This window comes from Neotabrizicola sp. VNH66 (genome assembly GCF_049445895.1).
Lineage (GTDB): Bacteria > Pseudomonadota > Alphaproteobacteria > Rhodobacterales > Rhodobacteraceae > Pseudogemmobacter.
This window is the reverse complement of record NZ_JBMSDW010000010.1, coordinates 135484-148327: the sequence shown is the minus strand read 5'-3', so window position 1 is coordinate 148327 and position 12844 is coordinate 135484. Positions and strand designations below refer to the sequence as shown.

The 12844-nt window shown below is 65.0% G+C and carries 11 protein-coding genes and 1 pseudogene; 8 read left to right on the top strand and 4 right to left on the bottom strand.

The genetic code is table 11. The features are described 5' to 3' along the window. Positions 1 to 100 (bottom strand): annotated as a pseudogene (locus tag ACO2Q5_RS15360) (IS5/IS1182 family transposase); the annotation flags it as partial. Between the two features lie 169 nt (positions 101 to 269). Here ACO2Q5_RS15360 and ACO2Q5_RS15355 point away from each other — a divergent pair. The 8 genes from ACO2Q5_RS15355 (at position 270) to xylB (ending at position 9855) form a co-directional block, all read left to right on the top strand. Continuing rightward, complete coding sequence (locus tag ACO2Q5_RS15355; protein ID WP_423292587.1) at positions 270 to 1316, top strand: LacI family DNA-binding transcriptional regulator; 1047 nt, start codon at positions 270 to 272, stop codon at positions 1314 to 1316. After that, entirely contained in the window at positions 1313 to 2617 is a 1305-nt protein-coding gene (gene xylA, locus ACO2Q5_RS15350) for a xylose isomerase (protein ID WP_423292585.1), read from the top strand. Before ACO2Q5_RS15355 ends, xylA begins: the two co-directional genes overlap by 4 nt. 16 nt (positions 2618 to 2633) lie before the next feature. Continuing rightward, positions 2634 to 3689, top strand: coding sequence for a sugar phosphate isomerase/epimerase family protein (locus tag ACO2Q5_RS15345; protein WP_423292583.1), 1056 nt, complete (start codon positions 2634 to 2636; stop codon positions 3687 to 3689). Then, positions 3689 to 4831, top strand: coding sequence for a Gfo/Idh/MocA family protein (locus tag ACO2Q5_RS15340; RefSeq protein WP_423292581.1), 1143 nt, complete (start codon positions 3689 to 3691; stop codon positions 4829 to 4831). The genes ACO2Q5_RS15345 and ACO2Q5_RS15340 overlap by 1 nt, the downstream gene beginning before the upstream one ends. Beyond that, complete coding sequence (locus ACO2Q5_RS15335; protein ID WP_423292579.1) at positions 4828 to 6330, top strand: sugar ABC transporter ATP-binding protein; 1503 nt, start codon at positions 4828 to 4830, stop codon at positions 6328 to 6330. Before ACO2Q5_RS15340 ends, ACO2Q5_RS15335 begins: the two co-directional genes overlap by 4 nt. Further along, positions 6331 to 7317 carry an ABC transporter permease gene (locus ACO2Q5_RS15330; protein WP_423292577.1) on the top strand — a complete coding sequence of 329 codons (987 nt, stop codon included), beginning with the start codon at positions 6331 to 6333 and terminating at the stop codon, positions 7315 to 7317. Positions 7318 to 7361: 44 nt separating this feature from the next. Then, positions 7362 to 8303: an ABC transporter substrate-binding protein gene (locus tag ACO2Q5_RS15325; RefSeq protein ID WP_423292575.1), complete on the top strand. Its 942-nt coding sequence runs from the start codon at positions 7362 to 7364 to the stop codon at positions 8301 to 8303. Between the two features lie 85 nt (positions 8304 to 8388). Beyond that, positions 8389 to 9855 carry a xylulokinase gene (gene xylB, locus ACO2Q5_RS15320; protein ID WP_423292573.1) on the top strand — a complete coding sequence of 489 codons (1467 nt, stop codon included), beginning with the start codon at positions 8389 to 8391 and terminating at the stop codon, positions 9853 to 9855. Between the two features lie 208 nt (positions 9856 to 10063). Here the strand turns inward: xylB and ACO2Q5_RS15315 are convergent, their stop codons facing one another. The 3 genes from ACO2Q5_RS15315 to ACO2Q5_RS15305 are packed head-to-tail and all read right to left on the bottom strand — an operon-like array spanning position 10064 to position 12836. Then, the gene (locus tag ACO2Q5_RS15315) at positions 10064 to 10684 is read right to left on the bottom strand and encodes a flavin reductase family protein (protein ID WP_423292571.1); all 621 of its coding nucleotides are present in this window, start codon (positions 10682 to 10684) and stop codon (positions 10064 to 10066) included. A gap of 8 nt (positions 10685 to 10692) precedes the next feature. Continuing rightward, positions 10693 to 11637, bottom strand: coding sequence for an ABC transporter ATP-binding protein (locus ACO2Q5_RS15310; protein WP_423292569.1), 945 nt, complete (start codon positions 11635 to 11637; stop codon positions 10693 to 10695). Next, the gene (locus ACO2Q5_RS15305; RefSeq protein WP_423292567.1) at positions 11634 to 12836 is read right to left on the bottom strand and encodes an amidohydrolase family protein; all 1203 of its coding nucleotides are present in this window, start codon (positions 12834 to 12836) and stop codon (positions 11634 to 11636) included. Before ACO2Q5_RS15305 ends, ACO2Q5_RS15310 begins: the two co-directional genes overlap by 4 nt. Positions 12837 to 12844 lie beyond the last annotated feature (8 nt).

The window sequence follows — 12844 nt, the reverse complement described above, 5'->3', positions numbered from 1 at the left end:
CGGGATCGAACCAGATCGTCAGCGAGCCACGGCGCTTGAGCGCCTCGTTATAGGCGGGCCAGTTCCGGGTCTTGTAGGCAGGAGGCGTAGGTCTGCTCATGCCGCCCAGCTACCATGCTGGATTCTCGAGATGAATCCCTCAGGCGATTTGTGCAACAGAGCCACCAAACCCTGCCGAAATTCGCCGCAGATGCAAATGACAGACGCCAATCATTAAATGATTGACGCCTGTCATTTTTAGAGTGAGATGGGCGAGGGAGGAGAATCGAATGCGCAAGCCGACGCTGCAGGACGTGGCGCGGGCGGCCGGTGTGAGCTATGCGACCGCAGATCGCGTGCTGAATGCGCGCGGGCTGGTGGCCGAGAAATCGCAACGGCGTGTCCAGAAAGCCATCGAAGAACTGGGTTACGAGCGTGATCTGCACGCCGCGAACCTGTCGCGCCGCCGCGTCTATCGCTTCTGTTTCGTTTTGCCTCAGGGCGACCATTCCTTCTTCCGTTTCTTGCGCGAAGCGGTTGGAGAAGAGCAGGCCCGGCGCAAGTTCGACCGGATCTCGGCGGATGTCGTCGAATTCCCCGCCTTTGACAGCGACGCGCTGGCCGACGCATTGGGCCGACTGGACCCGGGCTATGATTGCGTGGCGGTCGTTGCCGCCGAAACACCCCGCCCGACCGCCGCAATTGCGGCGCTGGTCGCGTCAGGGGTTCCTGTGGTGACGCTGGTCGGCGATGCGGCGGCGCAAGTGCGGGCCGCCTATGTCGGGATCGACAATCTGGTTGCAGGCGCGACAGCGGGGCGATTGCTCCGGCTGGCGCATCGCAGCCGGACGGGTCGCATCCTGCCGGTGCTGGGGGCTTTCGGTTCCCGCGACCACCGGGAACGGCTTGAAGGGGCGCTGCGTGTGCTTGGCGAGCCGGGTTCCGGGCTGGAAGTTCTGGACGCCATCGCCGTCCATGACCGGCCTGAGACGATGTTCGATCTGGTCTCGGAGGCCGTCAGCCAGCACGAAATCACCGGCATATACTCCATCGGGGCGGGCAATCGCGGCCTGATCCGCGTGCTGGAAGGGATGCGGGAAACACTGCCCTTCGTCGTGGTGCATGAACTGACGCCCACCACGCGCGACGGGCTGGAACGCAACCTGCTGGATGCGGTGATCGACCAGAAGCCGGCGCAAGAGGTCGCGCTGGCGATGGATGTGATGAAGGCGATCGTCGATGGGCAAGAGCTGCCCGGCGCGGCGCGCAGCATCACACCGACAATCTATCTCAAGGACAATCTGCCACCCCAGGGCAGTGAAGGAGCACAGACGTGAGCGGATATTTCAAAGACATTGCGCCGATGCGCTTTGCCCCCGATGCCGAAGGCCCGGCCTTCCGCGCCTACGATCCGGATGAGGTTGTTCTGGGCAAGCGGATGGACCAGCATCTGCGCTTTGCTGTCGCCTATTGGCACAGCTTCGGCTGGGAGGGGGGCGATCCCTTTGGTGGCCGCACCTTCGACCGGCCTTGGTTTCCGGCGGATACGATGGATCTGGCCGAGGCGCGGGCCGATGCCGCCTTTGAGTTCTTCCGCATTCTCGGTGTGCCCTACTTCTGTTTCCATGACCATGACGTGCGCCCCGAGGGGGCCACGCTGACCGAAAGCCGCGACCGGCTGAACCGCATGGCCGACATCTTCGCCCGGAAGATGGCCGACGGCGGGCCAAAGCTGCTTTGGGGCACGGCGAACCTGTTTTCCAACCGCCGCTACATGGCGGGGGCCGCCACCAACCCGGACCCGGAGGTCTTTGCCTATTCCGCCGCAACGGTGCGCGACTGTCTGGATGTGACCCACCGGCTGGGGGGCGAAAACTATGTCCTCTGGGGTGGACGCGAAGGCTATGAGACCCTGCTCAACACCGATCTTTCGCAAGAGCTGGACCATATGGGCCGCTTCCTGTCGATGGTGGTCGATTACAAGCACAAGATCGGCTTCAAGGGCACCATCCTGATCGAGCCGAAACCGCAGGAGCCCACCAAGCACCAGTATGATTTCGACGTGGGGACCGTCTATGGCTTCCTGTCCCGCCACGGGCTGGAGGGCGAGGTGAAGGTCAACATCGAACAGGGCCACGCCATTCTGGCCGGCCACAGTTTCGAGCATGAGATCGCCCTGGCGCAGGCCTTGGGCATTTTTGGCTCGATCGACATGAACCGCAACGATTACCAGTCCGGCTGGGATACCGACCAGTTCCCGAACAACGTGCCCGAGGTGGCGCTGGCCTATTACGAGGTGCTCAAGGGCGGCGGATTCACCACAGGCGGCACCAATTTCGATGCCAAGGTGCGGCGCCAGTCGCTGGATCCCGAAGATCTGGTGATGGCCCATGCCGGGGCCATGGATGTCTGCGCCCGTGGGCTGAAGGCGGCTGCCAAAATGCTGGAAGAAGACCGGTTGGAAGCCGCCCGGCGCGCCCGCTACGCCGGTTGGCAAGAGGGCTGGGCACAACAGATGCTGAAACCCGGCACCACTCTGGACAGCATCGCCGATGCCGCGATCGATCGGGGCCTGAACCCGCAGCCGCGCTCGGGCCGGCAGGAAGTTCTCGAAAATCTGGTCAACCGTTACGTCTGAAGGGGGAGTGCGCAGCATGAAGACGATCAAGGGACCGGCGCTGTTTCTGGCGCAGTTCGCCGGTGACGCCGCCCCGTTCAACTCGTGGGACAGCATCACCAAATGGGCGGCCGATTGCGGCTATCGCGGCGTGCAGGTGCCCAGTTGGGACGGACGGCTGATAGATCTGGCCAAGGCTGCGGAAAGCAAGGGCTATTGCGACGACTTCAAGGGCGTTGCCGCCGCCAACGGGGTCGAGGTGACCGAGCTTTCGACCCATTTGCAAGGCCAGCTTGTCGCCGTTCATCCGGCCTATGACGAGGCTTTTGACGGCTTTGCCGCACCGCAGGTGCGCGGCAATCCGAAGGCACGGCAGGAATGGGCGGTGGATCAGGTCAAGAAGGCGCTTACGGCCTCGCGCAATCTGGGCATCGGCGCACATGCGACATTCTCCGGTGCGCTGGCCTGGCCCTTTGTCTACCCTTGGCCGCAGCGTCCGGCGGGGCTGGTGGAAACCGCGTTTGACGAACTGGCGCGACGCTGGAAGCCGATCCTCGACCATGCCGAGGACTGCGGGGTGGATGTCTGCTATGAAATCCATCCGGGTGAGGATCTGCACGACGGCGACAGCTATGAGATGTTCCTTGAGCGTACGGGCAACCACGCGCGGGCGAACATGCTTTACGATCCCTCGCATTACGTCCTGCAATGCTTGGACTATCTGGACAATATCGACATCTACCGTGACCGGATCCGGATGTTCCACGTCAAGGATGCCGAGTTCAACCCGACCGGGCGCAAGGGTGTTTATGGCGGGTTCCAGGGCTGGGTGAACCGGGCCGGGCGGTTCCGGTCGCTTGGCGACGGGCAGGTCGATTTCGGCGCGGTGTTTTCCAGGATGGCGGCGAATGATTTCGACGGCTGGGCCGTGGTCGAATGGGAATGCTGCCTGAAACATCCCGAGGATGGTGCCCGCGAAGGGGCGCAATTCGTGAAGGACCATATCATCCGGGTCACGGAAAAGGCCTTTGACGATTTCGCGGATGGCGGCACCGATGATGCCGCCAACCGGCGCATGCTGGGGATTTCGTGATGGCACCGATCAGACTTGGCATGGTGGGCGGCGGTAAGGATGCCTTCATCGGCGCGGTCCACCGCATCGCCGCCCGCATCGACGGGGAATTTCAACTGGTCGCCGGAGCGCTCTCCTCCACCCCCGAGAAATCTCGCGAAAGCGGGCTTGCGCTCGGGCTGGACCCCGACCGCTGCTACGGCACCTATGAGGAGATGGCCGAAGCCGAGGCCGCCCGCCCGGATGGTATCCGCGCCGTGGCAATTGTCACGCCGAACCACATGCATGCGGGACCGGCCATCGCCTTTCTGAACCGCGGGATCCATGTCATCTGCGACAAGCCGCTGACCGCGACGATGGAACAGGCCGAAGAACTGGCCGCGGCGGTTGGGCAGGCGAAGGCTTTGTTCATCCTGACCCACAATTACACCGCCTATCCGATGGTGCGACAGGCGCGCGAGATGGTGGCGCGGGGCGATCTGGGTGCGATCCGCGTGGTACAGGTGGAATATCCGCAGGACTGGCTGACCGAGGCGTCCGAGGCCGCGGGGGACAACAAGCAAGCCGAATGGCGCACCGATCCGGCGCGGTCGGGCGCGGGCGGGTCCATCGGCGATATCGGCACCCATGCGCATAACCTTGCCTGTTTCGTCTCCGGCCAGCAAGTGCAGTCGCTGGCCGCCGATCTGCAAAGCTTCGTTCCCGGCCGCCGGGTCGATGACAACGCCCATATCATGCTGCGATTTGATGGCGGGGCACGGGGCGCGCTGTGGTGCAGTCAGGTCGCCGTCGGCAATGAGAACGCGCTGCGGCTGCGGGTCTATGGCGAAAAGGGCGGGCTGGAATGGGCGCAGGAAGACCCGAACTACCTGTGGTTCACACCCTTTGGTGAACCGAAGCGCCTTCTGACACGACGTGGCGCGGGATCGGATGCGGCGGCCAATGCCGTCAGCCGCACGCCGGGAGGTCACCCGGAAGGCTATCTGGAGGGCTTCGCCAATATCTATGCCGGAGCGGCCCAGGCGATCCGCGCTGCCGATGCGGGCGGGCGTGATCCGGTTCTGGACGTGCTGCCCGGGCTTGAGGCCGGGCTGGCAGGGATGCGCTTCATCGCCGCCGCGATCCGGTCGTCGCAGGCCAATTCTGCCTGGGTTGAGCTGTGACCGCGCCCGTTCTTGCCCTGTCCGGCGTCAGCCGCAGCTTCGGCCCGATCGAGGTGCTGCACGGCGTCTCGCTGGCGCTGCGGCCGGGGCGGGTGCATGCGCTGATCGGCGAGAACGGCGCCGGCAAATCGACCACGATGAAGATCCTTGCCGGCTACCAGCTGCCCAGCAGCGGGCAGGTGTTGCTGGACGGGCGCGAGACGGTCTTTGCCACCATGGGCGAGGCCGAGGCGCAAGGCATCTCGATGATTCATCAGGAGTTCAATCTGGCGGAGCAACTGACGGTCGAACAGAACATCTTTCTGGGCCGAGAGCTCTGGCGGGGCCTTCTGCTGGACAAGGCGGCGATGCAGGCGCGCACGCGCGAATTGCTGGCGGGGCTGGAATGCAATGTGTCGCCCAATGCGGTGATCCGGGGGCTTTCCAATTCGGACAAGCAGATGGTCGAGATCGCCAAGGCCCTGCTGCGCGAAACCCGCGTGCTGATCATGGACGAACCCACCGCCGTGCTGACCCGCACCGAAACTGCCGTGCTCATGCGGCAGGTTCGGACCTTGCGCGAACAGGGGGCGGCGGTTCTGTTCACCTCGCACAAGCTGGATGAGGTGAAAGAGATCGCCGACGATCTGACCATCATGCGCGACGGCAAGGTGGTCTATTCCGGCGCGGCCGCTGCGATGGACGAACACCAGATGGCGGAGGCGATGGTGGGCCGCGAGATGAGCGCCCTCTTCCCCGCCAGGACGGGTCAGCCCGGCGCCTTGGCGCTGGAGGTGCGGGGCCTGACCGTGCCGGGCTTTTCCGAAGACATCTCCTTCACCCTGCGCAAGGGAGAGGTTCTGGGCATCGCCGGGCTGATCGGCTCGGGCCGGACAGAGACTTTCGAGGGACTGTGCGGCTTGCGACCGGCGTGGGGTGACGTGCGCCTTCATGGCCGGCCCGTCAGCGTCCGCGAACCCTGGCAGGCGCTGGACCACGGGCTGTGCTATCTGACCGAGGATCGCAAGACCCGTGGCCTGATGCTGGGCAAGGGCATGCGCGAAAACCTGACGCTTCAGGCCCTGAAACGCTTCAGCCGCGGCCTGATTGACCGCGCCGCCGAGGAACGTGCGCTGGACAGCGCCATTGCCGATTTCGATATCCGCGGCCATCGCGGCGCGCTGGTCGGCAATCTGTCGGGCGGCAATCAGCAGAAGCTGCTGTTCGCCAAGACCATGCTGTCCGATCCGCAGGTGCTGATCATCGACGAACCCACGCGCGGCATCGACATCGGCACCAAACAGCAGATGTATGAATTCATCCGCAAGCTGGCGCAGGAAGGCCGCGCCATCGTCGTCATCTCGTCCGAGATGCAGGAGGTCATCGGCCTGTCCGACCGCATTCTGGTGATGCGGCGGGGCCGGATCGCCGGGGAACTGGCCGGCATGGGCGCGACCGAAGATGCCATCGTGCGGCTGGCCATGGGGGTGCAAACGACCCCCGACAAGGAGATTGCCTGAATGTCGACACCCCTCAAGGCGCCGCGCAAGCTGCAGATGACGGTGATAGGACCCGTGCTGGCGCTGATCGTGCTGATCATTGCCGGGGCACTGATGAACCCGAACTTCCTGGCCTGGGATAATGTGACCAATGTTCTGGCACGCTCGGCCTTCATCGGCATCATCGCGGTCGGCATGACCTTTGTCATCACCGCGGGCGGACTTGATCTTTCCGTCGGCTCGATGGCGGCGTTCATTGCCGGGCTTATGATCCTTGTGATGAATTCTGCCCTGCCCTCGATGGGCGTGGGATTGCCGCTGGTGCTTCTGGGCATCGGGGTCGCATTGCTGGCGGGGCTGGTCGCAGGGCTGGTCAACGGGCTCCTGATCACAAGACTGGGGATCGAGGCCTTTATCGTCACGCTGGGCTCGATGGGCATCTATCGCAGTCTGGTGACCTGGCTGGCCGATGGCGGGACGCTGAGCCTGTATTTCAACCTGCGCAGCTTCTACCAGCCGGTCTATTATGGCGGAATCTTCGGGATTTCCTGGCCGATCATCGTCTTTGCCGTCATCGCGGTGATCGGCGAGGTGGTGATGCGGTCGACCGCCTTCGGCCGGCATTGCGCGGCCATCGGCTCGAACGATCAGGTGGCGAAATATTCCAGCGTCCGCGTCGCCCGCGTGCGGCTGATCACCTATGCCGCGCTTGGCCTTTTGGTGGGTGTCGCCACGATCATGTATGTGCCCCGCCTCGGCTCGGCCTCATCGGCGACCGGCGTTTTGTGGGAGCTGGAGGCGATTGCCGCCGTCATCATCGGCGGCACCGTGCTGAAGGGTGGCTTCGGCCGGGTCTGGGGCACGGTGATCGGCGTGCTGATCCTGACCCTGATCGGCAACATCCTGAACCTGACCGACTTCGTCTCGCCCTATCTGAACGGCGCGATCCAGGGCGCGATTATCGTTCTTGCTGTGGTCTTGCAGCGGGAAGGAAAACCGGCTGGCTGAGGAGGGCCGCCGGATCTGCCACGACTTATCAACGGGAGGACTACATGAAACATTTCTTCACAGCCCTGGCCCTGTCCACGGCACTTGCTGCGCCCGCCATGGCGCAGGACACCAAGGTGATCGGGGTTTCCATTCCGGCCGCCACCCATGGCTGGGCGGGGGGCATGAACTTCTTTGCCCAGGCCGCGGTGGAACGGCTGGAGGCGACCTATCCGCAACTCGACTTCGTGCTGGCCACCGCTTCGGATCCGGCCAAGCAGGTCAATGACATCGAGGACATGCTGGCCGCCCGCAAGATCGACGCTCTGGTCGTGCTGCCCTTCGAATCCGAGCCGCTGACGGGCCCGGTGCAGAACGTCAAGGCCGCAGGCGCCTGGGTCACGGTGGTGGATCGCGGTCTGGCCGTACCGGGGATCGAGGATCTCTATGTCGCGGGTGACAACCCCGGCTTTGGCCGCGTCTCGGGCGAATACATGGCCTCTGCCCTGCCCGACGGCGGCAAGATCGTCGTGCTGCGCGGCATCCCGACCACCATCGACAACGAGCGGGTCGAGGGCTTCCAGGCCGCCATCGAAGGCAAGAACATCGAAATCCTCGGGATGGAGCACGGCAACTGGAACCGTGACAACGCCTTTACCGTCATGCAGGATTTCCTGTCGAAATACCCCGAGATCGATGCCGTCTGGGCGTCGGATGACGATATGGCGGTTGGCGTGCTGGCCGCCATCGAAGCCGCTGGCCGCAAGGACATCAAGTTCGTGCTGGGCGGTGCCGGCATGAAAGAGATGGTCAAGCGGGTGATGGACGGCGACACGATGATCCCCGCCGACGTGACCTATCCGCCTTCGATGATCGCCACGGCCATCGAACTGACGGCGGTCGGCCTTGTCTCGCCTGCACCGGTCTCGGGCAAGTTCACCATCGGCTCGGTTCTGGTCACGCCCGAGAATGCGGCGACCTACTACTATCCCGACAGCCCGTTCTAAGGCTGTTCACCCCGTGGCCGGAGCTTCCGGCCACGGGTTTTTCCAAGGCGCGGCAGAGGCCTGCGCCAACACCCTGTGGTGAGACATGACATATCTCGGGATCGACCTCGGCACCTCCAGCGTCAAGCTACTTCTGATGGCCGAGGACCAGCGCATCATCGGTTCGGCCAGCGCAGAGCTGAGCGTTTCACGGCCCGCAAGCGGATTTTGCGAACAGGATCCCGCCGACTGGATCACCGCCACCCGTCAGGCGGCACAAGAGCTGCGCGCGGCCCATGGCGTCGCGTGGGCGGCACTGCATGGCATTGGCCTGTCGGGCCATATGCATGGCGCGACGGTGCTGGACCGTGCCGATGCGGTGCTGCGCCCCTGCATCTTGTGGAACGACACCCGCAGCCATGCGCAGGCCGCCCGGCTGGACAGCGATCCGCGCTTTCGTGCGATCTCGGGCAATATCGTTTTCCCGGGCTTCACCGCGCCAAAGCTGGTCTGGATGCAGGAGAATGAGCCGGACCTGTTCGACAAGGTGGCGAAAGTGCTGCTGCCCAAGGATTACCTGCGCCTGTGGCTGACGGGCGAGCATCTGTCGGAAATGTCGGATGCGGCGGGCACCAGCTGGCTTGATACCGGGGCGCGCGACTGGTCAGATGTGTTGCTGGAGGCATCCGGCATGCGGCGCGACCAGATGCCGGATCTGGTGGAGGGGACCGCGGCCGCAGGCCGGCTGCGCCCTGAAATCCTTGCTGAATGGGGCCTGTCCGGCCCGGTGACGGTGGCGGGCGGGGCGGGCGACAATGCCGCGGCCGCCTGCGGCATGGGCACGGTTTCGGGGGGTGCGGCCTTTGTCAGCCTTGGCACATCGGGGGTGGTCTTCGCCGCAACCGACAGCTATCTGCCCCGGCCCGAAAGTGCCGTTCACACCTTTTGTCATGCCCTGCCCGACACATGGCACCAGATGGGGGTGATGCTCTCCGCAACCGATGCGCTGAACTGGCATGCGCGGATCTGCGGCGAAAGTCCGGCCGCACTGGTTGCGGAGCTGGGCCGTCAGGTACAGGCGCCGGATGCGATCTTCCTGCCCTATCTGGCGGGTGAGCGGACACCGCACAATGATGCGCGGATCCGCGCCGCCTTTGTCGGGCTTGACCATGCAACCGACCGGCCGGCTATAACGCGCGCGGTGCTGGAAGGCGTGGCCTTTGCCATCCGTGACAATGTCGAGGCGTTGCGGGCCGCAGGCACCACGTTGTCGCGCGTGACGGCGGTCGGCGGCGGGGCAAGGTCGGACTATTGGCTTTCAGTGATCGCAACGGTGCTGGGTCTGCCGGTCGACGTGCCGCAGGACGGCGATTTCGGCGCAGCTTTCGGCGCTGCGCGGCTGGGGCTGATCGCCGCCACGGGCGCAGAGCCGCGTGCCGTGCTGGTTCCGCCGCCCACGGCCCGAACGCTCTTGCCGGATGCGGTTCTGGGGGATGCCTTCGATGCCGGTTATGCCCGGTTCTCCGCGCTTTATCCGTTGCTGCGCGACCGGAACTCTCCTCCGCGGAAATGATCCCGCCGACATCCGCCAGCCCGATGGCGCCTGAAAGACCAGAGGCAGGATGAGTTCCTGATGGTTGAACCCCGGCTTCTGCCGGAGTTCGGCGCCGGGATGAATTTTCGCCAGCGTCTGGTTCCGGAAAGGGACCGTCTCCACCTGACCCCGGGTGATGAAGAGCGGCAGGCCGGTCGGGTTACCGCGGGAGGGCAACCCCCCCATATCAGCTTTGGTCAAAGCCCTCGTCCTCCGGGTCGCGCAGCACGATCTGGCGGTCGCTGGTGACGTAATTGTCGGCATGCAGGCGGGCGATAGGCTGGTAGGCCTGAGGGTTCACGTAACGACCGCGGGCATCCAGGCAGTCGTCGCGGACAAACATCTGCACCACCCGGCCCAGAATGATCGCCCGACGCGGATAGTCGATGATCTGTTCGACCCGGCATTCCATTGCGCAGGGGGCCTCGGCAATCCGGGGGGCGGCGACCTGAACCGCGGAGGCGGCGGTCAGACCGGCCAGCGCCAGCTCGCTTTCGCCGGGTGGCAGGTCCCGGCCTGTGACCAGCATCGCCTCGGCGATCGCCATATCCACCATATGCACCACGAATTCGCCCGACCGGCGCAGGTTGGCGACCGTATCCTTGGGCGAGCCGTCCGGCCGCGGCTGCACACCGATGATCAGGATCGGGGGTTCGTGCGAGAAGACGTTGAAAAAGCTCATCGGTGCGGCATTGACCTTGCCCTGCGCGTCGATGGTCGACACCAGGGCAATGGGCCGGGGACCGACGAAATTGGTCAGAAGCCGGTAGCGGTCGCCTTCGGGCAGCCGGGTGAAATCGAAATCCATGGCGCTCCTTACTCTGCGACGGCGTGACAGGCGATACGGGTTCCGTTCTCGCGCAGGCGCAGGACGGGGCGCGTTTGCCGGCAGATGGCCGAGGCCAGAGGGCAGCGCGGGTGGAAGCTGCAGCCCTGCGGAAGATTCAGCGGCGAGGGAATGTCGAAAGCGGGCGGGTTGCGGTCGCGCTGCGGGGTTTCGACATCCGGCACGGTTTCGAGGAGCTGCTTCGTATAGGGATGGGCGGGCGCGGCGAAGAGCGCCTCGCTCGGCCCTTCCTCGACCATGCGGCCCAGATACATGACGCCCAGACGGTCGGCCATGAAGCGCACGACCGACAGGTTGTGGCTGATGAACAGATAGGTCAGCCCCAGCCGCGCCTGAAGATCCTTCAGCAGATTCAGGATCTGCGCCTGAACCGAGACATCCAGCGCCGAGGTCGGCTCGTCCAGCAGGAGGAGATGCGCCTCTCCGGCAAGCGCCCGGGCGATGGCGATGCGCTGGCGTTGCCCGCCCGAGAATTCATGCGGGTATTTTCCGGCATCCGAGGGCGAAAGGCCGACGGTCTCCAGCAGCTCTGCCACACGGGTGTGGCGGGCCGCGGGCATCATATTTTTCGGCATGGGTTCGGCGATGCTGCGGCCGATACGCCAGCGGGCGTTCAGGCTGCCGACCGGATCCTGAAACACCATCTGGATGCGGACGGGCGCGCCCATCCGGCCGAACATCTGCACACGGCCCTGCGATGGCGTGTCGAGCCCCGCGATCAGTCTGGTCAGGGTCGACTTGCCGCAGCCGCTTTCGCCGACCACGGCGAAGGTGGTGCCTTCCTCAATCTCGAAGCTGACCTCATCCACTGCGCGGACGCTGCGGCGGGGGGTGCGGGTGAGAAGGCGCTGGACCAGCGGGGCCGAGGCGTCAAAGCTGCGGCCCAGCCCGTCGACAGAGACGAGTGCACTCATGCCGCGGCCCCCGGGCCGGTGTAGCGTCCGGCTTCGGCCACGATGCGCCCGGATTTGATCACGGCGGCACGGGTCGGGCGGTCCACCAGAATCTGCGCGCGGTTCTCCCCCCGGATCAGCACCAGCGATCCTTCGCATCCGGGGGCCAGCCCGTAGCCGGGCAGGTCCAGCAGGGCGCCGCCCCGGGTGGTGCCCATGTCGAGGCATCGGATCAGCTCGGCATCCGTGCGGCACCAGTTGCGGTAAGAGAACAGCCAGCAGCGGTCCAGCATGTCGCCGTCGCCATGCGGATTCCATGTGTCGCGGATCGAATCCGAGGCGAGGGCACAGGGCACGCCCTTGGCGGCAAGGTCGAACATCGGCGGGAAGGCGATCTCGCCCGGCACGGCCGAGATGATGCCGATCTGCAGCGCGGCCAGCCGGTCAATCATCGCAGAGACGCCGGACGCAGGGCCGTCGCCCAGACAGAAGGCGTGGCTGACGATCACGCGACCCTGCATCCCCAGGGCTTCTGTCCGGTCGCAGATCAGGCCCATCTCATAAAGGCCCAGTTCGCCGCCTTCATGCAGGTGGATGTCGATCTTGGCGCCCTTGCGGTCCGCGATGGCGAAGATCGTGTCCAGATGGCCCTTTGGGTCGCCGTCGATCTTGCCCGGGTCGATGCCGCCGATAACCGAGGCGCCCTCGTCCAGCGCGGCCTCCATCAGATCGGCGCAGCCCGGGTCGATCATCATCCCGGTCTGGGGAAAGGCCACCAGCTCCAGCCCCACGGCATCTTTCATCTTCTCCCAGGCGGCCAGGACGCCATGGAGGTTGTCGAGTTTATAGAAGGTGGAGATGTCGATATGGCTGCGGATATGGGTGGAGCCCATGGCCACACATTGCCGCATCAGCCGGCCGGCGCGATCCATGACGCTCCAGGGCAGGTTTTTGCGGATCTCCACCTCATTGTCGATCATGGCCCGCAGGCCGGCGGGGACGTTGATCGGATGCCACGGCAGACCCCACAGGATCTTGTCCAGATGGACATGCGCCTCGACGAAGGGCGGGATCGCGATGGCGCCCTGGCCGTCATGCACCGGGGTGCCGGCGGGGGCGACAAGGCCCGGGCCGATGGCGGCGATCCTGCCCCCGGTGATCAGGATATCGGCAGGGGCGGCATCATTGGGGCGGACGTTCCGGATCAGGAGGTCGGTCATGGGAAAGC

What these genes read in the sequence shown, in the direction of transcription:
- ACO2Q5_RS15325 (WP_423292575.1), top strand. Translation starts at nt 7,362, where the DNA reads ATGAAACATTTCTTCACAGCCCTGGCCCTGTCCACGGCACTTGCTGCG.
- ACO2Q5_RS15340 (WP_423292581.1), top strand. Translation starts at nt 3,689, where the DNA reads ATGGCACCGATCAGACTTGGCATGGTGGGCGGCGGTAAGGATGCCTTC.
- ACO2Q5_RS15345 (WP_423292583.1), top strand. Translation starts at nt 2,634, where the DNA reads ATGAAGACGATCAAGGGACCGGCGCTGTTTCTGGCGCAGTTCGCCGGT.
- ACO2Q5_RS15330 (WP_423292577.1), top strand. Translation starts at nt 6,331, where the DNA reads ATGTCGACACCCCTCAAGGCGCCGCGCAAGCTGCAGATGACGGTGATA.
- ACO2Q5_RS15315 (WP_423292571.1), bottom strand. Translation starts at nt 10,684, where the DNA reads ATGGATTTCGATTTCACCCGGCTGCCCGAAGGCGACCGCTACCGGCTT.
- ACO2Q5_RS15355 (WP_423292587.1), top strand. Translation starts at nt 270, where the DNA reads ATGCGCAAGCCGACGCTGCAGGACGTGGCGCGGGCGGCCGGTGTGAGC.
- ACO2Q5_RS15305 (WP_423292567.1), bottom strand. Translation starts at nt 12,836, where the DNA reads ATGACCGACCTCCTGATCCGGAACGTCCGCCCCAATGATGCCGCCCCT.
- xylB (WP_423292573.1), top strand. Translation starts at nt 8,389, where the DNA reads ATGACATATCTCGGGATCGACCTCGGCACCTCCAGCGTCAAGCTACTT.
- ACO2Q5_RS15310 (WP_423292569.1), bottom strand. Translation starts at nt 11,637, where the DNA reads ATGAGTGCACTCGTCTCTGTCGACGGGCTGGGCCGCAGCTTTGACGCC.